This is a genomic window from uncultured Sphaerotilus sp. (genome assembly GCF_963924895.1).
Lineage (GTDB): Bacteria > Pseudomonadota > Gammaproteobacteria > Burkholderiales > Burkholderiaceae_C > Sphaerotilus.
Genome location: NZ_CAWURG010000037.1, coordinates 42,040 through 61,996, shown reverse-complemented (window position 1 = coordinate 61,996; position 19,957 = coordinate 42,040). Strand labels below are relative to the sequence as shown.

The 19,957-nt window shown below is 68.5% G+C and carries 17 protein-coding genes; 6 read left to right on the top strand and 11 right to left on the bottom strand.

From position 1 onward, the window contains the following. Positions 1-57: 57 nt before the first annotated feature. The 9 genes from glnL to AABN02_RS13670 all read right to left on the bottom strand — a co-directional run bounded on the left by glnL (position 58) and on the right by AABN02_RS13670 (position 9,043). Positions 58-1,143, bottom strand: coding sequence for a nitrogen regulation protein NR(II) (gene glnL, locus AABN02_RS13710; protein ID WP_338415489.1), 1,086 nt, complete (start codon positions 1,141-1,143; stop codon positions 58-60). Further along, on the bottom strand, positions 1,140-1,718 hold the full coding sequence (locus AABN02_RS13705) for a hypothetical protein (protein ID WP_338415488.1): 579 nt from the start codon (positions 1,716-1,718) through the stop codon (positions 1,140-1,142). The genes glnL and AABN02_RS13705 overlap by 4 nt, the downstream gene beginning before the upstream one ends. Positions 1,719-1,805: 87 nt before the next feature. Then, positions 1,806-3,221 (bottom strand): type I glutamate--ammonia ligase, encoded by a 1,416-nt coding sequence (gene glnA, locus AABN02_RS13700; RefSeq protein WP_338415487.1) that lies wholly within the window; start codon positions 3,219-3,221, stop codon positions 1,806-1,808. Positions 3,222-3,444: 223 nt separating this feature from the next. Next, positions 3,445-4,242, bottom strand: coding sequence for a molybdopterin-binding protein (locus tag AABN02_RS13695; RefSeq protein ID WP_338415486.1), 798 nt, complete (start codon positions 4,240-4,242; stop codon positions 3,445-3,447). Beyond that, positions 4,239-5,147 carry an EI24 domain-containing protein gene (locus AABN02_RS13690; protein WP_338415485.1) on the bottom strand — a complete coding sequence of 303 codons (909 nt, stop codon included), beginning with the start codon at positions 5,145-5,147 and terminating at the stop codon, positions 4,239-4,241. The genes AABN02_RS13695 and AABN02_RS13690 overlap by 4 nt, the downstream gene beginning before the upstream one ends. A gap of 68 nt (positions 5,148-5,215) precedes the next feature. Continuing rightward, on the bottom strand, positions 5,216-6,196 hold the full coding sequence (locus AABN02_RS13685) for a sterol desaturase family protein (protein WP_338415536.1): 981 nt from the start codon (positions 6,194-6,196) through the stop codon (positions 5,216-5,218). Beyond that, complete coding sequence (locus AABN02_RS13680; RefSeq protein WP_338415484.1) at positions 6,196-6,990, bottom strand: polysaccharide deacetylase family protein; 795 nt, start codon at positions 6,988-6,990, stop codon at positions 6,196-6,198. Before AABN02_RS13680 ends, AABN02_RS13685 begins: the two co-directional genes overlap by 1 nt. 7 nt (positions 6,991-6,997) lie before the next feature. After that, positions 6,998-8,041, bottom strand: a complete 1,044-nt coding sequence (locus AABN02_RS13675; protein ID WP_338415483.1) for a YncE family protein — start codon at positions 8,039-8,041, stop codon at positions 6,998-7,000. Positions 8,042-8,155: 114 nt separating this feature from the next. Beyond that, positions 8,156-9,043: a dienelactone hydrolase family protein gene (locus AABN02_RS13670; protein WP_338415482.1), complete on the bottom strand. Its 888-nt coding sequence runs from the start codon at positions 9,041-9,043 to the stop codon at positions 8,156-8,158. Between the two features lie 105 nt (positions 9,044-9,148). Between AABN02_RS13670 and AABN02_RS13665 the strand changes: the two genes are divergently transcribed. The 3 genes from AABN02_RS13665 (at position 9,149) to AABN02_RS13655 (ending at position 13,130) form a co-directional block, all read left to right on the top strand. Continuing rightward, positions 9,149-10,693, top strand: coding sequence for a Ppx/GppA phosphatase family protein (locus tag AABN02_RS13665; protein WP_338415481.1), 1,545 nt, complete (start codon positions 9,149-9,151; stop codon positions 10,691-10,693). Between the two features lie 73 nt (positions 10,694-10,766). Next, positions 10,767-12,827, top strand: a complete 2,061-nt coding sequence (ppk1, locus tag AABN02_RS13660) for a polyphosphate kinase 1 (RefSeq protein WP_338415480.1) — start codon at positions 10,767-10,769, stop codon at positions 12,825-12,827. A 60-nt stretch (positions 12,828-12,887) separates the two neighbouring features. Further along, the gene (locus tag AABN02_RS13655; RefSeq protein WP_179632952.1) at positions 12,888-13,130 is read left to right on the top strand and encodes a sulfurtransferase TusA family protein; all 243 of its coding nucleotides are present in this window, start codon (positions 12,888-12,890) and stop codon (positions 13,128-13,130) included. A gap of 18 nt (positions 13,131-13,148) precedes the next feature. On the opposite strand, the gene galU is transcribed toward AABN02_RS13655, so the two are convergent. Beyond that, a complete protein-coding gene (gene galU, locus AABN02_RS13650; RefSeq protein WP_338415479.1) occupies positions 13,149-14,015 on the bottom strand; it encodes a UTP--glucose-1-phosphate uridylyltransferase GalU in 867 nt (288 codons plus the stop codon). Positions 14,016-14,196: 181 nt separating this feature from the next. Here galU and AABN02_RS13645 point away from each other — a divergent pair, with 181 nt between their 5' ends. Next, positions 14,197-15,204: an NAD(P)-dependent oxidoreductase gene (locus AABN02_RS13645; protein ID WP_338415478.1), complete on the top strand. Its 1,008-nt coding sequence runs from the start codon at positions 14,197-14,199 to the stop codon at positions 15,202-15,204. Here AABN02_RS13645 and AABN02_RS13640 read toward each other — a convergent pair. Next, positions 15,155-18,028 (bottom strand): valine--tRNA ligase, encoded by a 2,874-nt coding sequence (locus AABN02_RS13640; RefSeq protein ID WP_338415477.1) that lies wholly within the window; start codon positions 18,026-18,028, stop codon positions 15,155-15,157. The two genes, AABN02_RS13645 and AABN02_RS13640, sit on opposite strands and share 50 nt — an antisense overlap. Positions 18,029-18,174: 146 nt before the next feature. On the opposite strand from AABN02_RS13640, the gene AABN02_RS13635 reads away from it, so the two are divergent. Together AABN02_RS13635 and AABN02_RS13630 are read left to right on the top strand one after the other, a co-directional pair. Beyond that, a complete protein-coding gene (locus tag AABN02_RS13635) occupies positions 18,175-19,032 on the top strand; it encodes a 3-hydroxybutyryl-CoA dehydrogenase (protein WP_338415476.1) in 858 nt (285 codons plus the stop codon). A 9-nt stretch (positions 19,033-19,041) separates the two neighbouring features. Next, entirely contained in the window at positions 19,042-19,902 is an 861-nt protein-coding gene (locus tag AABN02_RS13630; RefSeq protein ID WP_338415475.1) for a diacylglycerol kinase family protein, read from the top strand. Positions 19,903-19,957: the final 55 nt, after the last annotated feature.

Below are 19,957 nucleotides of genomic sequence, written 5' to 3'. Positions count from 1 at the left end.
AGCCTGTCAGCAGGTCGGTTCGGAGCCCGGACCCCACTGGCGCAGGCGCCACAGGGGTCAAGGCAGCGGAATCTGTATCTTGAACAGCGTGCACCCGGGTTCGCTCTCGCATTCGATCAGGCCATGGTGCTGCTGGATGAAGTCCTGTGCCAGCGTCAGTCCGAGGCCTGAACCACCGTCCCGGCCAGAAACCAGCGGGAAGAAGATGCGGTCACGGATCTCGGGCGGCACGCCGGGTCCGTTGTCTTCGATATGCAATTCCAGTGCCAGCCGGTAGCGCTGCCGTCCGATCGTCACCTGCCGCGCCGCGCGGGTGCGCAGCACGATGCGGGCATCGCCCTCCTCCTGACGCCGCGAGGTCAGCGCCTGCGCCGCGTTGTGGGCAATGTTGAGCACGGCCTGGATCAGCTGCTCGCCGTCGCCGCGGAACTCGGGCAGCGAGATGTCGTAGTCGCGCTGCACCGAAAGTCCCTTGGGGAATTCGGCCAGGATCAGCGCCCGCACCCGCTCCAGCACCTCGTGGATGTTGACGTCCGTGACCATGTGCGGCCGCCGGTGCGGCGCGAGCAGCCGGTCCACCAGCGCCTGCAGGCGGTCGGCCTCATGGATGATGACCTGGGTGTATTCGCGCAGGGCCTTGCTCTCCAGGTCCATCTCCAGCAGCTGTGCCGCGCCCCGGATGCCGCCCAGCGGGTTCTTGATCTCGTGGGCGAGGTTGCGGATGAGTTCCTTGGTGATGCGGGCCTGGTCGAGCGTGCGGGTCTCGCGGTCCTGGCGGGTCTGCTGCTCGATCTCGACCAGTTCCAGCAGCACCTGCTCGCCGTGGTCGATCTGGGTGACGATGGCGTGGACCGGCAGCGGCTCGGTCGACGCCGCGCCGGGCGGCCGCCGCAGCAGCGCTTCCAGCCGGGCGGTGGCAAATTCGTTGGCGACCACCGCATCGAAGGTGACCTTCAGCGTGGCGGGATCGACGAACCAGTCGAACACCCGCCCGCGCTGCAGCGCCCGCCGCGGCAGGCCGAGCACGCTCTCGAAGGCGGCATTCACGTAGACGCAGCGGCCGTCGCGGCGCAGCACGGCCACCATCGTGGCCAGGTGGTCGAACGCGTCGAAGGCGTTGGCGTGGGAGCGCGTCAGGTTCATGGGGCGGGCAGTTTGGCGAGTTCGCGCTTGAGGGCGGCGACGTCGGCTTCCTTGCGGGCGATGGAGGCCTTCATCTCGCCCACACGCTCCTGGTAACGCGCGAAGTTGCGTTCGTCACCGCGGCGCTCGGGCTCGCCCTGGTTGTAGTCCTTCTGCAGCGCGGCGAGGCGCTCCTCCTCCTTGCGCAGCTCGGCTTCGAGGATGCGCCGGGCGTCGCTGTCGCGGGCGCGCTGCTGGGCCGGGTCGACCCGCATCTCGCCACTGGCACGGGCCGCCGGCGCCGCGCCGCTGGCCGGGCGGGCGCCAGCACCCTCCCCGCCACCGCCACCGCCACCGCCACCGCCACCACTGCTGCTAGCGGGACGCCGCACGGGCGACTGCACCACCGACACCGGCGCGCCGTCCAGCGTCTTGCAGCCCAGTTCGGCCGCCTCCTTGGCGCTGTACTGGTCGGTGTAGAGGTTGCCGGGGCAGCGGTAAACCGGACGCTCCTGGGCGCCAGCCACAGTCGAACCAGCCACCAGGGCCATCGCCATCGTCGTGCGCAACATGCGCGGAAGAAAGGTCGTGCTCATCGCGCCGCAGTATGGACCATAAAAAAGGCGGCCCGCAGGCCGCCTTTCGTGTACTCCGGCCTGATCAGCGACCAGACCCTGGCAGCATCACAGCGTGTAGTACATGTCGAACTCGATCGGATGGGTCGTCATGCGCATGCGCTGGACTTCCTGCATCTTCAGATCGATGTACGCGTCGATGTACGAATCGGTGAACACGCCACCCTTGGTCAGGAACGAGCGGCCCTTGTCCAGATACTCCAGCGCCTGTTCGAGGCTCGAGCACACGGTCGGGATCAGCGCGTCTTCTTCCGGCGGCAGGTGGTACAGATCCTTCGTGGCGGCTTCGCCCGGGTGGATCTTGTTCTCGACGCCGTCCAGGCCGGCCATCAGCAGCGCGGCGAAACCCAGGTACGGGTTCATCAGGGGATCCGGGAAGCGGGCTTCCACGCGACGACCCTTCGGGTTCGCGACGTACGGAATGCGGATCGAGGCCGAGCGGTTCTTGGCCGAGTAGGCCAGCTTCACCGGGGCTTCGTAGCCCGGGACCAGGCGCTTGTAGCTGTTGGTGCCGGGGTTGGTGATCGCGTTCAGCGCACGGGCGTGCTTGATGATGCCGCCGATGTAGTACAGGGCGAAGTCGCTCAGGCCGGCATAGCCGTCACCGGCGAACAGGTTGACGCCATCCTTCCACACCGACTGGTGGACGTGCATGCCCGAACCGTTGTCGCCAACGATCGGCTTCGGCATGAACGTGGCGGTCTTGCCGTAGGCGCCCGCGACGTTGTGGATGATGTACTTCTGGAGCTGGACCCAGTCGGCGCGCTGGATCAGCGTGCTGAAACGGGTGCCGATTTCCATCTGGCCGGCGTTGGCCACTTCGTGGTGGTGCACTTCGACCGGGATGCCCATCGATTCGAGGATCAGGCACATCTCCGAGCGCATGTCCTGGCCCGAATCGACCGGCGGCACGGGGAAGTAACCACCCTTGACGGTCGGGCGGAAGCCCTTGTTGCCGTGCTCGTAGTCCTTGCCGGTGTTCCAGGCCGCTTCTTCCGACTCGATGGAGCAGAAGGAGCCGGACATGTCCGCACCCCAGCGCACGCTGTCGAACACGAAGAACTCGGGTTCCGGACCGAAGAAGGCGGTGTCACCCAGGCCGGTCGACTTCATGTAGGCCTCGGCGCGCTTGGCCAGCGAGCGCGGGTCGCGCTCGTAGGCCTTGCCGTCGGCCGGATCGATGACGTCGCAGGTCAGGATCAGCGTGGTCTCTTCGAAGAACGGGTCGATGTTGGCCGTGTTCGGGTCGGGCATGAGCTGCATGTCCGAGGCTTCAATGCCCTTCCAGCCGGCGATCGACGAGCCGTCGAATGCATGACCCGACGTGAACTTGTCTTCATCGAAGTGGGAAACGGGCACCGAGACGTGCTGTTCCTTGCCACGGGTGTCGGTGAAACGGAAGTCGACGAACTTGACTTCGTTTTCCTTCACCAGCTTCATCACGTCGGCGACGGTCTTGGCCATCAGAGGCTCCTAGCGAGATGGGAAATGAAATGAATGAGGGGGTATTTTCCGGGCGCTCAGCCGGGCTGAGAACCGCCAAGCAATGTAGCAGAATCCATGCCCGATCCCTTTGGCGGTGCAGTCACTTTGCAAGCTGTTGCCGACTCGGATTCATCTGGTGAAATTCGGCACTTCGGTGGCACCGCAGTGCAGCATATTCTGCCAAGTGCACCAATCACGTGCATCAACGCACCATTTCAGGGCCCAACAGAATGTCGGGCGACTGCAGCCCGTGCAGCAGGGCCGCATAGGCCTGTTGCAACGCCTCGCCGGGACGCCCCTTGACCCCGAGTTCGATGTGCCGGCCATGCACCGGGTGGTCCACGCTGGGCAGGCTGAAGACCTTGATGCCCTCGAAACGAGCCTCGATGTCGATCATCAGCGGCGTGAGGCTGGCCTCCATCGAGCCGTAGACGATGACCGAGCGCTCTTCCTGCACCCCGGCGCCATGCAGGTGGGCGTAGCGGCTGTCGAGCAGCGCCTCGATCATCGGATGCGCCATCACCGGGAAACCGGGGACGAAGTGCACATCGCCGACCGAGAAGCCGGGGATCTTGTTGTACGGGTTCGGGATGATCTGCGCGCCGACCGGGAACACGCCCATGTTCGTGCGGTGGACCGTGTCGGGGTGGCTCGGGTCGTCGCTCCAGCCCTTCTCGATCGCCATCTGGCGCACCCGCTCCATGATGAGTTCGTAGGCCTCGGGGTGCAGCGCCAGCGGCACGCCCAGCGCGGCCGCCGCGCACTGGCGCGTGTGGTCGTCCGGCGTCGCGCCGATGCCACCGCAGGAGAACACCACGTCGCCGCTGGCAAACGCCCCGCGCAGCGTGTCGGTGATGCGGCGCGGGTCGTCGCCGACGTAGGTGCTCCAGGCCAGTGACAACCCGCGGGCCGACAGCAGTTCGATGACCTTGGCGAGGTGCTTGTCCTGGCGTTTGCCCGAGAGGATCTCGTCGCCGATGATGATGAGGCCGAAGTTCATGGGAGGGCGATGGGTGGGAAGGAATCGGGGCCGGAGCCAGCGGTCGGGCTGCCCGGCAAGGCAGGAGCGGCGGGCGCAGGCGTCCCCACCGGCGGCAGCACCTCGACGGCCTGTTCACGGCGCAGCGCGTCCAGCGCCGCCAGGCTGTAATGCGTGAACCACAGCGCCGCCAGCACGAACACCAGCGTGTAGAGCCAGACGAACACCGGGATCAGCAGCGGCATCATCGGCAGCGCCAGCGCGCCCATCGCCCAGATCAGCGACGGTGCCGCGCCCAGGTAGCCCGAGACGATGCCAATCACCAGCAGCGGCGTGCGGTGGCGGCGCATGATGGCCAGGCGCTCCTCGTGGGTGGCGTGGTCGGCCAGCGCGTCGTAGACCATCACGCGGTAGGTCAGCCAGCCCCAGATCAGCGGCGGCACCAGCAGCGCCAGCGGCGGGATCACCCACAGCGGCAGGCTGACGACCATCACCACCAGCGCCAGCAGCGTCGAGCCCAGCGACCACCACAGCGCCTGCCACCAGCGCCCGCCGTGGCGGCGCTCCAGGGTCTCGAACCGGCGCTTGGCCACCAGCGTGACCACGGTCGCGCCCATGAAGGTCGACACCAGCAGCAGCGAGGCCACGATCAGCACCGGCACCGTCAGCGCCACCACGACCAGCGGCCCGATCACGCTGCGGAAGGCGCCGCCGGTGAACTTGTCGATCCAGGCGGTGACGGGGGACAGCATCGGCGTGTCCACCATGAACTGCCGAACGCCCTCGACCGCGGGATCCCAGAAGAACCACGCCAGGCCGAACGCGAGCCCGCCGAGCAGCAGCACCGGCAGCAGCGACAGGAAAATCACGCGCGGCAGCAGGCAATACGCCATCGCGCGCCAGAAGGCATCAAGGATTTTGGACATGGGCGCCAGCATAGCGACTCGGCGTCCGCAGCGCTGACACCCCTGGTACAGACCGGCTCAGGCCTGGGTCAGGCGCGCCCGACCAGCCGCAGCAGGCCCAGCCGCTGCTGCGCCCAGAAGCCGCGCCCGTAGTCGCGCCCGCCCTCTTCGGGCAGCTGGTCGCGGATGCCGGTGGCGGTGTCGCCAGGCCGGCCCTCGAAGCGCGCGGTGCCGAACAGCAGGTCCCACACCGGCAGCAGCACCGAGAAGTTGTGTCCGCCCAGCGTGCCCTTGCCGTCGGACTCGTGGCCGATGCCCAGACTGTGGTGGATGCGGTGGTAGTGCGGACTGACCAGCAGCCGCTCGCCCAGCCAGCCGAAACCCATGCGCACATTGGCGTGCGACAGGTTCTCGACGAGCTGCGACAGCGCCACCACGGCGACGAACTGCCCCGGCGCCACACCGATCGCGTGGCCGATCTGCACGAACAGCAGGTCGACGATCACCGAGTCGAGCAGGTGGTTGCGGTTGTCGGTCCACATCGTCATCTGGCGCTGGCTGTGGTGGACAGCGTGCAGCGCCCACCACCAGTCGAACGCGTGCTGCCCGCGGTGCAGCAGGTAGTTGGCCAGGTCGAACACCACGAGGTAGACCACGAAGGCCGCCAGCGCCGTGTCGCTCACACCCGGCCACAGCGGGGCGATCAGCGTGTCGAGCTGCCAGCCAGTGACGCCGTGCACCGCCAGCCAGCCCCACAGCGCATTCCACAGCGGATCGAAGGCGAAGAACATCGCCACCTGGAACAGCCCGAGCCGGTGGAGCAGCGTGTAGAGGATGTCGGTGCGGACAGCGGCGCGGTCCAGCATCGGCTGCAGCGGCCGCCAGCGCTGCAGCGGCCCGATCACCGCCAGCATCACCGCGATCTGCAGCAGCCCGACCAGCAGCCAGCCGGTCGCGTTGTAGGCATCCTCCAGGATCGAGCCGCCGCCCAGCGCGAACACCACTGGTTGCACGGCGGTCTCGTAGAGCCACTGCTGGGCCTGCCCGAAGACATCGACGAGCGTGTCGATCATGGCCGGGTCGGCGTCGCCTGCAGCGCGGCGCGGTAGGCCGGGTGCTCGGCCAGCGTCGCGAAGCAGTGGCCGCGCTGCTTGAGGCCGGTGAGCAGCGGCTCCAGCACGGCGGGCGCCCACGGATCCTGGCGCGACCAGATGCCCAGGTGTGCCAGCAGGATGTCGCCGGGGCGGATGTCGCGCAAGGCCTTCTGCAGCAAGGTAGCGTTGGGGAATTTCTCGCTCGACAGCTCGTCGCCGAGGAAGCCGGCCGGGCTCCACGGGACATGCTGCCAGCCGCACTGCGCAGCCGCCGCGAGCAGCGCGGGCGAGGTCTTGCCGCCCGGCGCGCGGAACAGCGGCGCCATGCGCTGGCCAGTCATCTCGGTGAAGCGGGTGGCGGAGCGCTGCAGCTCGGCACAGTAGGCCGCGGCGTCCATGCGGAGCGTGCGGTCGGCCTGCGGGCCGAAGGTCGGGCGCATGTCGAAGCTGCCGTCGCCCCGGTCGGCACGCCAGTAGACGTGGTCGAAGGTGTGCGAGCCGAACAGGTGGCCTTCCGCCACGCGGGCCTTCCACCACGGCGTCCACTCGGCGTCGAGGCTGCGGCCCTCGGTCTTCGTGCGCTCGTTGGCGAGGAAGAAGGTCGCCTTGACCTGCTGGCGCGCCAGCACCTCGGCCACCAGTGGCGCGACACCCATGTGGCCGGTGTCGAAGGTCAGGAACAGCGGCTTGTCGCAGGACGCCGACTGCGCGCTGCCGGCGACCAGCACCAGCGCAGCCACCGCCATACCCTGGGCAATCGGAAACTGCATCACGTCCTCACAGCCGTCCGGCGTGCTCCAGCGTCCAGACCCCGTGCGGCGACTTGCCGACGTTGATCTGGCGCACCACCTTCTTCTGCTCGGTGTCGATCACCGTCAGCTTGCCGGCCCAGCGCGAGGCCACATAGATGAACTTGCGGTCGGGCGAGAGGTCCATGCAGTCCGGGCCGCTCGGCGCCGGGTAGTTGTCGACCACGGTGAGCGTCTGCGTGTCGATGCGGCTGATGGTGTTGGCCACGCGGTTGCTGACCAGCACATGCCGCTTGTCGCCCCAGGCGCGGAAGGCGTGGGCGCCGGCGCCGGTCGGGATGCGCTTGACCAGCTTCGGCGGGTTGACGCTCACGTCATAAGCTTCGACGAAGGCGTCGCCCGTCAGGCCGACCAGCAGCGTCTTGTCATCCGCGCTCAGGAACACGTCGGCGGGCATCTTGCCGGACGGCACCGTCCAGCGCGTGGTCTGGGTCGCCAGGTCGATCGACGTGATCTGGTCATCGTCCTGGATGCTGCCGTAGACCACGGAGGACTTGGTGTCGATGATGACGTGGCTGGGCGTCTTGCCGGTGGAGATGCGCTTGGCCAAGGCCAGCTCGAAGCCGCCCGCGGCCGGGCGCGTGACGCGGTAGATGTCGATGTGGTTGAGCCGGTTCGCCGCGGTGACGAACCACTTCATGTCGGGCGAGAAGCGCAGCTGGTAGGGATCGATGATGTTGGTCATCGTGCGCTGGATCTGGCCCGTGCGCGGATCGACCAGCGTGATGGTGTTGCCGACCGCGTTGGCCACCAGCAGCGATTTTTCGTCCGGCGAGAGGTAGAGGTGGTGCGGCTCCTTGCCGGTGGGCAGGCGGCGCAGCTCGGTCATGCTGACGGGATCGATGACGCTGATGGTGGCGTCGAGCGAATTGAGCACGAAGATCGGCGGGCGGGCCGCGGCAGCGGCCGGTGCGGACGCGGGCGCGGAGGCGGCCCCCTGAGCGCGAACATCACAGGCCAGCGCCAGCAGCGCGGCAGCGGAAGAAGAAAGACAACGGCGACGCGAGATCATGCAGCGGGGAGATCCAGGAAACGGTGCGGCAGTGTACTGGTGGCACCTGAAGCCAGGCCCCCTGTCCTCCCCCTTGCTTGATCGCGGTCACATCGGGGGGACTTTGGTCGCGAATCAGGCCACGCCGTTCGCCTTGAACCAGGCCAGGCAGCGCGCCCAGCCGTCCTGCGCCGCGGCCTGGCGGTAGCTCGGGCGGTAGTCGGCGTGGAAGGCGTGCGGTGCGTCCGGGTAGACAACGAACTCCGAGCGCTTCGCCGCCGCGCTGCCCGCGGCGAGTGCGGCCTTCATCTTCTCGACCGTGTCGAGCGGAATGCCGCCGTCCTGCCCACCGTAGAGCCCAAGCACAGCGCCCTTGAGTTCGCCCGTCAGGTCGATCGGGTGCTTCGGCGTGAGAGCCGTCGCGTTGCCGACGAGCCTGCCGTACCACGCCACACCCGCCTTGATCGCCGGGTTGTGGGCCGCGTACAGCCACGTGATGCGGCCGCCCCAGCAGAAGCCGGTGATGCCGACGCGCGCGGGGTTGCCTCCGTTGGCGGCGGCCCAGGCGACGGTGGCATCCAGATCGCCCATGACCTGCGCGTCGGGCACCTTGCCGATGACCTCGCTCATGAGCTTGGCCATCTCGCCGTAGCTGCCCGCGTCGCCCTGGCGCACGAACAGCTCGGGCGCGATTGCCAGGTAGCCCAACCGGGCAAAGCGCTTGGCGACGTCGGCGATGTGCTCGTGCACGCCGAAGATCTCGCTGATCACCAGCACCACGGGCAGGTTCTTGCCCCCCGCCGGCGCCGCGCGGTAGGCCGGCATCTTGAAGCCGGCCACGTCGATCGTGACCTCGCCAACCACCAGCCCGTCGGACGGCGTGGTGATGACGTTCTGCGCAACGACCGGCAGCACCGCGGCGGCGAAACCGCTGCCGATGGCGGTCTGCACGAAGCTGCGCCGGGAGAAGTCCCGGCTGGGGGTGAGGCTGTCGAAGTCGGCGCGGTTCACGGGATCGGTCATGGTGTCTCCTTTGTGCAGGGCAGGCGGAACGCGCATTCTAGGAAGGGGATCGCCTGCGGTACGCCTGGGTGACATGTCCTCGGCCGGGGCATGGACAATGGGGCCATGCCAGCCCAGACCGCCTCCACCGTGCCCCCCTCTTCCTCTGCCGGTCCCTCCTGGCGCGGCGTGCTCGCGTCGATCGACATCGGCTCGAACAGCTTCCGCCTGGAGATCGGCCAGATCACCCGCGGCCGCTACCGCCGCATCGACTACCTCAAGGACACCGTGCGCCTGGGCGCCGGCCTCGACGCGGACGGCCTGCTGAGCGAGGAAGCCGCGCTGCGCGGGCTGGCCTGTCTGGCGCGTTTCCGCACCCGGCTGGCCGGCATCCCGGCGAAGCAGTTGCGCGCCGTCGCCACGCAGACCCTGCGCGAGGCCACCAACCGCAACGCCTTCCTGGCCCGGGCGGGCGAGGCGCTGGGGCATCCGGTCGAAGTGATCTCCGGCCGCGAGGAAGCCCGGCTGATCTACAAGGGCGTGACGCGGCTGCAGCCCTCGGACCGGCAGCGGCTGGTCGTGGACATCGGTGGGCGCTCGACCGAGATGATCATCGGCGTCGGCGCCACGCCGCTACAGGCCGAGTCCTTCCACATCGGCAGCGTCAGCCTGTCGATGCAGTACTTCCCCGACGGCCAGTTCACCGCCGAGCGTTTCCAGGCCGCGCAGATCGCTGCCGGGGCCGAGCTGGAAGAGGCGCTGGCGCAGTTCTCCCAACAGAACTGGGTCGAGGCGCTGGGCTCGTCGGGCACGGCCGGTGCGGTGTCCCAACTGCTGGCCGCCAGCCACATCACCGACGGTGCGATCACCCCCGAGGGCCTGCAATGGTGCATCCAGGAGTGCATCCGCGCCGGGCACCAGGACGCGCTGAAGCTGCCGGGCCTCAAGCCGGAGCGCCGCGCGGTGCTCGGCGGCGGGCTGGCCATCCTGAGCACGCTGGCGGCGCAGTTCGGCATCGCGGCGCTGCAGCCGGCGCGCGGCGCGCTGCGCCAGGGCGTGATCTTCGACCTCGAAGAGCGCCTGGCCGCCGACCGCGACCCGACCCACCACGACCTGCGCGACGACACCGTGGTCGACCTGCAGCAGCGTTTCCACGTCGACGTGGCCCAGGCCCACCGTGTGCAGGAGATCGCCAGCCACTTGTACCGGCAGGTGCAGCCCCGCGCCACGCTCGACCACCAGCGCGAACTCGGCTGGGCCGCCGCGCTGCACGAGATCGGCATGATGGTCTCGCACCACGACCACCACCGCCACAGCGCTTACCTGATCGGCCACGTCGACGCGCCCGGTTTCTCGCAGAACCAGCAGCGCCGGCTGGCCGATCTGGTGCTCGGCCACCGCGGCGGGCTGCGCAAGATCGACGTGGCGCTGGCCGACCCCGTGCTGGCCATGCAGGTGCTGGCCCTGCGGCTCGCCGTTCTGCTCTGTCACGCCCGCAGCGCGCCCGAGCAGCCGCTGCCGAACCTGTCCGCCGACGGCCGCCAGGTCCGCCTGAGCTACACCGCGGACTGGGCCCGGGAACATCCCCGCACGCTGCACCTGCTGCAGGGCGAGGTCGATGCCTGGGCCAAGGTCAGCGCCGTGCGCTTGCAGACCGTGCAGACCGTGTAGACCGGCCGAGACTTCCGGCGCGGCCACACGCACTTGTCACGAACTGGTCATGCAGCAAGCCTAGGATCGGAGCATGTCCGAACCCTCCACGACCACGTCCGATCCGGTCGCCCTGCTCAGCCGCGAGCGCGCGATCCTGGAATTCAACCGACGCGTGCTCGCGCAGGCCCGCCGGTCCGATGTGCCACTGCTGGAGCGCCTGCGCTACATCTGCATCGTCTCGTCCAACATGGACGAGTTCTTCGAGGTGCGCTTCTCGGACGCGCTCGACGCCGCCCGCCTGCCCGACAGCGGCACGAGCCACACCGATCTGGCCGTCGTCGCCGCCGACGCCCATGCGCTGATCGACGAGCAGTACCGCATCTTCAACGACGAGGTGATGCCCGCGCTGGCCGCCGAGCAGATCGTCATCCTCAACCACGCCGACCGCAACGTCGCCCAGCGACACTGGGTGTCACAGTTCTTTCACCGGGAAGTGCAGCCGCTGCTGGTGCCGGTCGGCCTCGACCCGGCACACCCCTTTCCGCAGGTCGCCAACAAGTCGCTGAACTTCATCGCGCAGCTCAGCGGCATCGATGCCTTCGGGCGCGAGAACACCATTGCCATCGTCAAGGTGCCGCGTGTCCTGCCACGGGTGATCCGCCTGCCCGAGCGGCTGTCGGACGGCCGGCAGGTCTTCGTGCTGCTGACCAGCGTGATCCGGGCGCACCTGGGCGAGCTGTTTCCGGAACGCGAGGTCGAGGCCTTCTCGCAGTTCCGCGTGACCCGCGACTCGGACATGGACGTCGACGAGGACGACGTCACCAACCTGCGCCAAGCCCTGCGCAGCGAGCTGACGACGCGCCACTACGGCCGCGCCGTGCGCATCGAGGTGGTCAACACCTGCCCGGCGCGCCTGTCGGACTTCCTGCTCACGCAGTTCGACCTGCCGGCCGCCGCGCTCTACCGCGTCAACGGCCCGGTGAACCTGGTGCGCATGAACACGCTCATCGACCGCGCCGACGCGCCGGCCCTGCGTTTCCCGCCGCACGAGCCCTCGTGGCCGACCGACCAGCTGCCGCTCGGCCGCCGCGTCATGGACTGCATGGCCGAACGTGACATCCTGACCCACCAGCCCTTCGAGTCCTTCGACCCCGTGGTGCAGTTCCTGCGCGAGGCCGTCGAGGATCCGCAGGTGCTCGCCATCAAGCAGACCATCTACCGCACCGGCAGCGAGTCGGTGCTGATGGACCTGCTGATCGAGGCGGCGCGGCGCGGCAAGGAGGTGCTGGCCGTGGTGGAGCTGAAGGCGCGCTTCGACGAAGAGGCCAACATCAACTGGGCGGACCGGCTCGAAGCCGTGGGCGTGCAGGTGGTCTACGGCATCGTCGGGCTGAAGACCCACGCCAAGCTGCTGCTGGTCACCCGCAAGGAAGGCCGCCGGCTGGTGCGCTACGGCCACCTGTCCACCGGCAACTACAACTCGAAGACCGCGCGGCTCTACACCGACGTCGGCTTCCTCACGACCGATCCCGAGATCACCGCCGACGCCGACGCCGTCTTCCTGCACCTCGCCAGCCTGAACATGCTGCGCCCGACGAAGCAGCTGCTGGTGGCGCCGTTCACGCTGCAGTCCACGATGGTGGCGCTGATCGAGCGGGTCGCGGACGCCGCCCAGGCCGGGCAGCCGGCGCGCATCGTCTGCAAGTTCAACGCGCTCACCGACGCCACGCTGATCCGCGCGCTGATCGCCGCCGGTCAGGCCGGCGCGGAGATCGACCTGATCGTGCGCGGCGCCTGTGCCCTGCCGCCGGGCATTCCGGGGCAGACGGACCGCATCCGGGTGCGCTCGGTGGTCGGGCGTTTCCTGGAGCACACGCGGGTGATGTACTTCCGCTGGGGTGAAAAGGAGTCGGAAGAAGACCTCTACTTCAGCAGTGCCGACTGGATGACGCGCAACATGCTGCGCCGCATCGAGATCGCCTGGCCCATCCGCGACGCCGCGCTGCGCCAGCGCGTGATCGACGAATGCCTGGTGCCCTACCTGCGTGACGAGCGCGATGCGTGGACCCTGGACAGCACGGGCCGCTACCACCGCGTCGACGAGACCGGCGTGAGCGCCCAGCAGGCACTGGCGCAGCGCTACCAGCGTTGACCAGCCGCACGCGGCGGGCCCGTGCGGCGTGACTAGAATCAGGGCCGCCAAGGAGCCCTGATGGACACCCAGACCACTGCCGACAAGGAAATCGACACCCGCGGGCTCAATTGCCCGCTGCCCATCCTGAAAGCCAAGAAGGCGCTGGCCGATCTGACCAGCGGCCAGGTGCTCAGGGTGCTGGCGACCGACCCGGGGTCGCTGCGCGACTTCCAGGCCTTCGCGCGCCAGACGGGCCATGCCCTGCTCGGGCAGGAGACGCTGCCCGGCAACGAGTTCGTGCACCTGCTGCGCAGGCGCTGAACCCGCAAGGACTGAGCCTCAGAGTTCCAGACTCTTCAGGTACTGGCGGAACGAGTCGCCAAGCTCGGGGTGCTTCAGGGCCAGCTCGACATTGGCCTGCAGGAAACCTTCCTTGCTGCCACAGTCGTAGCGGCGGCCTTCGTAGCGGTAGGCGAACACCTTCTCGCGGCGCAGCAGCGCGGCGATGCCGTCGGTGAGCTGGATCTCGCCGCCCACGCCACGCGGCTGCGTGGCGATCTCGTGGAACACACCCGGCGTCAGGATGTAGCGGCCGGCCACCCCCCAGCGCGACGGAGCGTCTTCCGGTGCCGGCTTCTCGACGATCTTGCTGACGTCCATCACGCGGTCGTTGACCAGCGTGCCGGCGACGATGCCGTAGCGCTTCGTGTGCTCGGCCGGCACTTCCTGCACGGCCAGGATCGAGGCGCGCCATTCCTTGTACTGCTCGACCATCTGCGCCAGCACCGGCGGCTCGCCCATCATCAGGTCATCGGCCAGCAGCACGGCGAAGGGCTCGTTGCCGATCAGCCGCTGTCCGCACAGCACCGCGTGGCCCAGGCCCAGCGCCTGCGCCTGGCGGACGTAGATGCACTCCATGTCCTTCGGCTTGACGCTGCGCACGACGTTCAGCAGCTCGGTCTTGTTGGCGTTTTCCAGCGCCACTTCCAGCTCGAAGGTCATGTCGAAGTGGTCTTCGATCGGGCGCTTGTGGCGGCCGGTCACGAAGATCATCTCGCGCACACCGGCCGCATAGGCCTCCTCGACCGCGTACTGGATCAGCGGCTTGTCGACCACCGGCATCATTTCCTTGGGCTGCGCCTTGGTGGCGGGCAGGAAACGTGTGCCCAGACCGGCAACGGGAAAGATGGCTTTCTTGATTTGCATGTGCGGTTGTACCCTGTGAAATGCAGTTGAAGTGACGCTCTAATTTGTCTTATAGGACGCAAAAACTGCGTCGACTGCTTCAATTCTGGCATGGGAAAGTGACATTCCGGCGCGTGATCAGGGGGGGCTAAGCCACGGCACCACTGTTTAACATCAGCCCTTGTACATCTCTCACGAAATCATGGACCTGCTCGTTGCCGAACCCCTGGAAGCCGAGGTGCTGCAATGGCTGCAGACGCGCCATGAGCTGCACTACGCCCCGCGGCTGACCGAGGACCGCAAGCGCTTCGCCGAGGCGCTGGCACAGGCTCGTGCGGTGATCCTGCCGGCGCAGATCCCGGTCAACGCCCGGGTGCTGGCGCGCGCACCCTTGCTGCGCGCCATCGGCCGGGTCGTGGGCGGTCAGGAACACATCGATCTGGACGCCTGCAGCCGCGCCGGTGTCGCCGTGCTGCGCAGCCCGGAGGCCAGCGCCCCGGCCGAGGCCGAGTTCATGCTCGGCGCCCTGCTGACCCTGCTGCGGCCGAATCCTCAAGCGCCACACCGGGTGGTCGGCCGGGAGCTGGCCCACTGCACCGTCGGTCTGGTCGGCATGGACGCCGGCGCCCGCCGCCTCGCCACCGTGCTGCAGGCGCTGGGCACGCAGGTGCGCGGCTACGACCCGGCCTTGCACGCCAACAGCGCGCACTGGAGCCGCTGGGGCGTGCAGCCGGTCAGCCTGCGCGAGCTGTTCGAGCAGTCGGACGCGGTGTGCGTGCAGCTGCCCCTCTACAGCCGCTATGTCGGGCTGCTCGGGGACCGCATCCTGCCGTGGTGCAAGCCGGGGCAGGTGCTGGTGAGCGTGGCGCCGATCGAGCTGTTCGACGAGGCGGTGCTGGCCGACATGCTCAACAGCGGCCGGCTGGCCGCCGCCTGGCTGGACAGCGTCGCCCCCGGGCCACTCGCCCCCGGACAGCCGCTGCACGGCGCCACCGGCCTGCAGACCACCCCCCGGCTGGCGGCCTACACCCGCGAGGCGCGCCTGCGCAGCGCCTGGGGCGTGGCGCGGCAGCTGCACGACGTGCTGCGCCGCGCACCCGCCACGGTGCGAACCGGTGCACGGCAGGGCCTGAACACCCCGCCGGTGCTGCGCGACGGGATCAGCCCAGGCGCGCCAGCTGCGTCTGCAGCTTCGCCAGCGTCTCGCTGAACGACGCGATCCGCGCCCGTTCCTGCTCGACCACCGCGGCCGGCGCGCGGGCCACGAAGCTCTCGTTGGCCAGCTTGGCCGTCGCCTTGGCGATCTCGCCGCTCAGGCGGGCGACTTCCTTGCCCAGACGCTCGCGCTCGGCGGCCACGTCGATCTCGACCTTCAGCGCCAGCCGCGCCGCGCCCTGCACCGCCACCGGCGCCATCTCGGTCGCGGCCGCGAATGCCGCCTCGTCGGCGATCACCTGCACCTCGCCGAGCTTGGCGAGCGCGCGGATCACCGGCGCGGCCGAGCCGATGAAGTCCGCATCGCCGAAGGTCAGCAGCGGCACCCGCTCGGCCGGCGACAGGCCCATCTCGCTGCGCAGCGCGCGCACGACGCCGACCAGCTCCTTCAGCCGCGCGACCCAGGCGTCGGCCACCGGATCGACCTTTTCCAGCTGCGCCTTCGGGTAGGCCACCGTCGCCACCGTCTCGGCGGAATCCGCCGCCTTGCGCCCGGCCACCACCGCCACCGTGTTCCACAGCTCGGCCGTGATGAACGGCGCCACCGGGTGCAGCAGGCGCAGCGTCGTCTCCAGCACGCGGATCAGCGTGCGGCGCGTGCCACGGGCGGCGGCCTCGTCACCGGCGTCCTTGGCGACCTGGAGCTGGACCTTGGCGATTTCGAGGTACCAGTCGCAGTACTCGTCCCAGACGAACTGGTAGATGGCGTTGGCAACGTTGTCCAGCCGGTAGTCGGCGAAACCCCGGGCGACCGTGTCCTCGACGCGCTGCAGCTCGCCCGAGATCCAGCGGTCGGCCTGGCTGAAGCGCAGGTAGCCGTGCGCCTTGCCGCCGACCGCGCAATCCGCCTTGCTGTGCTCCATCAGGCCGCAGTCCTGGCCCTCGGTGTTCATCAGCACGAAGCGGGTCGCGTTCCACAGCTTGTTGCAGAAATTACGGTAGCCCTCGCACCGCTTCGAGTCGAAGTTGACCGAGCGGCCCAGCGTCGCCATTGCCGCGAAGGTGAAACGCAGCGCATCAGCCCCGTAAGCGGGAATGCCGTCCGGGAATTCCTTCTCGGTGGCCTTGCGGACCTTGGGTGCGGTTTCCGGCTTGCGCAGACCCTGCGTCCGCTTGTCGAGCAAGGCCGGGAGCTGGATGCCGTCGATCAGGTCCACCGGGTCGAGCACATTGCCCTCGGACTTGGACATCTTCTTGCCCTGCGCGTCGAGCACGAGGCCGTGGATGTAGACGTGCTTGAACGGCACCTGACCGGTGAAGTGCTTGGTCATCATGATCATCCGGGCGACCCAGAAGAAGATGATGTCGTAGCCGGTCACCAGCACGGACGACGGCAGGAAGAGGTCCTGCTCGATCGTCTTTTCGGGCCAGCCCAGCGTGCTGAACGGCACCAGCGCCGACGAGTACCAAGTGTCCAGCACGTCCTCGTCGCGGGTCAGCGCGCCGGTGTAGCCCGCGGCTGTCGCCTTCGCGCGGGCCTCGTCCTCGCTGCGGGCGACGAACAGCTCACCGCTTTCGCCGTACCACGCCGGGATCTGGTGGCCCCACCAGAGCTGGCGCGAGATGCACCAGTCCTGGATGTTCTTCATCCACTGGTTGTAGGTGTTGACCCACTGCTCGGGCACAAACTTCACGTCGCCCGAGTCCACCGCTTCGATGGCTTCCTCGGCGATGGACTTGCCGTTGGCCCCCGCCTTGGTCATCGCGACGAACCACTGGTCGGTCAGCATCGGCTCGATCACCTGCCCGGTGCGGGCGCAGCGCGGCACCATCAGCTTGTGCTTCTTCACCTCGACCAGCAGGCCCTCGGCCTCGAAGCGGGCCACGAGCTGCTTGCGGGCGGCGAAACGGTCCATGCCGACGTACTCGGCCGGGATGTCGGTGGCTTCATGGGCGCTGACCTTGGCTTCCAGGTCGAAGATGGTCAGCATCGGCAGCTGGTGGCGCAGGCCGACCTGGTAGTCGTTCTGGTCGTGCGCGGGCGTGACCTTGACGACGCCGGTGCCGAAGGTCTTGTCCACGTAGTCGTCGGCGATCACCGGTACGAGGCGGCCGGTGATCGGCAGGCGCACTTGCTTGCCAATCAGGTGCGTGTAGCGCTCGTCTTCCGGGTGAACCATCACGGCGGTGTCGCCGAGCATGGTTTCCGGGCGGGTCGTCGCGACCACCAGCGACTCGTCCGAGCCGTCGATGGGGTAGCGGATGTGCCACAGCGAGCCGTCTTCCTCCTCGCTCTCGACCTCCAGATCCGACACCGCCGACTTCAGGATCGGATCCCAGCTCACCAGGCGCTTGCCGCGGTAGATCAGCCCCTCGTCGAACAGGCGCACGAAGGTCTCGGTCACGACCTTGGACAGCTTGTCGTCCATCGTGAAGTATTCGTGCTCCCACGACACCGAGTCGCCCATGCGGCGCATCTGCTGCGTGATGGTGGCGCCGGACTGCTGCTTCCACTCCCAGACCTTGGCGACGAAGTTCTTGCGGCCGAGGTCGTGGCGGCTGACGCCCTGGCCCTGCAACTGGCGCTCGACGACGATCTGCGTGGCGATGCCGGCGTGGTCGGTGCCGGGCACCCACAGCGTGTTGTCGCCCGACATGCGGTGGTAGCGCGTCAGCGAGTCCATGATGGTCTGGTTGAACGCATGGCCCATGTGCAGCGTGCCGGTCACGTTCGGCGGCGGCAACTGGACGCAGAAACTGGGCTTCGCCGGGTCCAGCGTCGGCGCGTAGACACCGCTGGCCTCCCACTGCGGCGCCCACCGGGCTTCGATCGGGGCGGGCTCAAAGGACTTGGAGAGGGCGTTCAGGGCGTCGGTCATGGCTGTTGTGGTGGTCTCGCGGACAAGGGCGTCATTCTATGAACTGTGGCTGCGCCGGCCCGATGCAAAATCCGGGCGGCCTCTGAATGAACAATCCTCGACGCGCCAGCCACTGGCCGATCGACCACCCCGAAAAGGAACACTCCATGACCACCCAGACCATCCAGACCGTCGGCATCATCGGCGCCGGCACCATGGGCAATGGCATCGCGCAGGTCTGCGCACAGTCCGGCATCGATGTCGTGATGGTGGACATCAGCGACGCGGCGGTCAGCAAGGGCCTGGCCGCCATCGCCGGCAGCTTTGATCGCCTGATCAAGAAGGACAAGCTCACCGCCGAGCAGAAGGCCACCGCGCTCGCCCGCATCACCACCTCGACCGACTACGCCGCACTGAACGCCGCCCAGTTCGTCATCGAGGCCGCCACCGAGAACGAGGCGCTGAAGATCCGCATCCTCGGCCAGCTCGACGCGCTGCTGGCCCCGGAAGTGATCGTCGCCACCAACACCAGCTCGATCTCGATCACCCAGCTCGCCGCGACCACGAAACGCGCCGACCGCTTCATCGGCATGCACTTCTTCAACCCGGTGCCGATGATGGCGCTGGTCGAGATCATCCGCGGCCTGCAGACCTCGGACGCGACGCACGCCGCCGTCAAGGACCTGTCCGTGCGCCTGGGCAAGTCGCCGATCACGGTCAAGAACGCGCCCGGCTTCGTCGTCAACCGCATCCTGGTGCCGATGATCAACGAGGCGTTCTTCGTCCTGTCGGAAGGTCTGGCCACGGCCGAGGACATCGACGCCGGCATGAAGCTCGGCTGCAACCAGCCCATCGGTCCGCTCGCGCTGGCGGACATGGTGGGCCTGGACGTGTGCCTGGCGGTGATGGAGGTCTACCTGGCGCAGTTCGGCGACTCGAAGTACCGGCCCTGCCCGTTGCTGAAGGAGTACGTCGCTGCCGGTTATCTCGGCCGCAAGAGCGGACGCGGTGTCTACACCTACTGATCGGACCCGGTGACGCCGTCCACCGCCGTCGCCTTGCTCAATCCGGGGGCCGGTGCGGGCCGCGCGGCGGAACTGCGCCGCCCCATCGCGGCCTGGCTGATGCGCCACGCGCCGGGGGTGTCGCTGCTGATGCCCGACAGCATCCACGAAGCCCGGGCGCTGCTGACCATCCTCGCGCCGCGCACCCGGGTGGTGCTGATCGGTGGTGACGGAACGGTCAATGCCCTGCTGCCGGCGCTGCTCAAGGGGGGGCTGAAGGTCGGCCTCGTGCCGGCCGGCCGGCACAACCTGCTGGCGCGCACGCTGGGCCTGGACGAACTGAGCTGGACGCAGGCGCTGGTGTTCGCGCTGCGCTCGGCGACCGGGCCGGTGGATGTCGGGCTGCTGGACACCGGCGAGACGGTCACCCACTTCATCTCGCAGGTGCGGGTTGACCGTGCTGGCGGGCTGGGGCGCTACGGCGCCGCCGGGTGGTCGGTGTGGGTGGACGGGCAGCGCCTGCCCACGGGCACGGCGCGGCGGGTCCTGCTCTGCAACACGCTGCCGCAGTGGAGCACGCCCGAGGGCCTCCCGGTCCAGCTCAACGACGGACGCTTCGACGCCGTGGTCGTCGGTGGCGCAGGCCGCTGGATGCGCTGGCTGCGGCCCCTGCGCCCGCTCGGCCTGCCCTCGGCCGCCGCGCCGGTGCCGCACCGGCAGGGCCGCCTGCTCCGGGTCGAGAGCGAGCAGCCGATGTCGCTGCGCGTCGATGGCGAAGTGCTGGCCGACAGCCGGCGCGTGCAGATCGAACTGCTGCCGCGGGCGCTGGATCTGGCGGGCTCGCATGTGGCGATCCTGGATCCGCACCGGTTCGTGGACACGACCTGGTGACCGCCTGACCCCGGGGAGCGTCCGCCATGATCCGGATTGCGGCCGCAACAGCAGG

Bases quoted from the DNA above. Each gene is read 5' to 3' on its own strand.
- glnL (WP_338415489.1), bottom strand. From the start codon at position 1,143: ATGAACCTGACGCGCTCCCACGCCAACGCCTTCGACGCGTTCGACCAC.
- AABN02_RS13680 (WP_338415484.1), bottom strand. From the start codon at position 6,990: ATGCAGTTTCCGATTGCCCAGGGTATGGCGGTGGCTGCGCTGGTGCTG.
- AABN02_RS13675 (WP_338415483.1), bottom strand. From the start codon at position 8,041: ATGATCTCGCGTCGCCGTTGTCTTTCTTCTTCCGCTGCCGCGCTGCTG.
- AABN02_RS13635 (WP_338415476.1), top strand. From the start codon at position 18,175: ATGACCACCCAGACCATCCAGACCGTCGGCATCATCGGCGCCGGCACC.
- AABN02_RS13670 (WP_338415482.1), bottom strand. From the start codon at position 9,043: ATGACCGATCCCGTGAACCGCGCCGACTTCGACAGCCTCACCCCCAGC.
- glnA (WP_338415487.1), bottom strand. From the start codon at position 3,221: ATGGCCAAGACCGTCGCCGACGTGATGAAGCTGGTGAAGGAAAACGAA.
- AABN02_RS13655 (WP_179632952.1), top strand. From the start codon at position 12,888: ATGGACACCCAGACCACTGCCGACAAGGAAATCGACACCCGCGGGCTC.
- AABN02_RS13665 (WP_338415481.1), top strand. From the start codon at position 9,149: ATGCCAGCCCAGACCGCCTCCACCGTGCCCCCCTCTTCCTCTGCCGGT.
- galU (WP_338415479.1), bottom strand. From the start codon at position 14,015: ATGCAAATCAAGAAAGCCATCTTTCCCGTTGCCGGTCTGGGCACACGT.
- AABN02_RS13690 (WP_338415485.1), bottom strand. From the start codon at position 5,147: ATGTCCAAAATCCTTGATGCCTTCTGGCGCGCGATGGCGTATTGCCTG.
- ppk1 (WP_338415480.1), top strand. From the start codon at position 10,767: ATGTCCGAACCCTCCACGACCACGTCCGATCCGGTCGCCCTGCTCAGC.
- AABN02_RS13705 (WP_338415488.1), bottom strand. From the start codon at position 1,718: ATGAGCACGACCTTTCTTCCGCGCATGTTGCGCACGACGATGGCGATG.
- AABN02_RS13695 (WP_338415486.1), bottom strand. From the start codon at position 4,242: ATGAACTTCGGCCTCATCATCATCGGCGACGAGATCCTCTCGGGCAAA.
- AABN02_RS13640 (WP_338415477.1), bottom strand. From the start codon at position 18,028: ATGACCGACGCCCTGAACGCCCTCTCCAAGTCCTTTGAGCCCGCCCCG.
- AABN02_RS13645 (WP_338415478.1), top strand. From the start codon at position 14,197: ATGGACCTGCTCGTTGCCGAACCCCTGGAAGCCGAGGTGCTGCAATGG.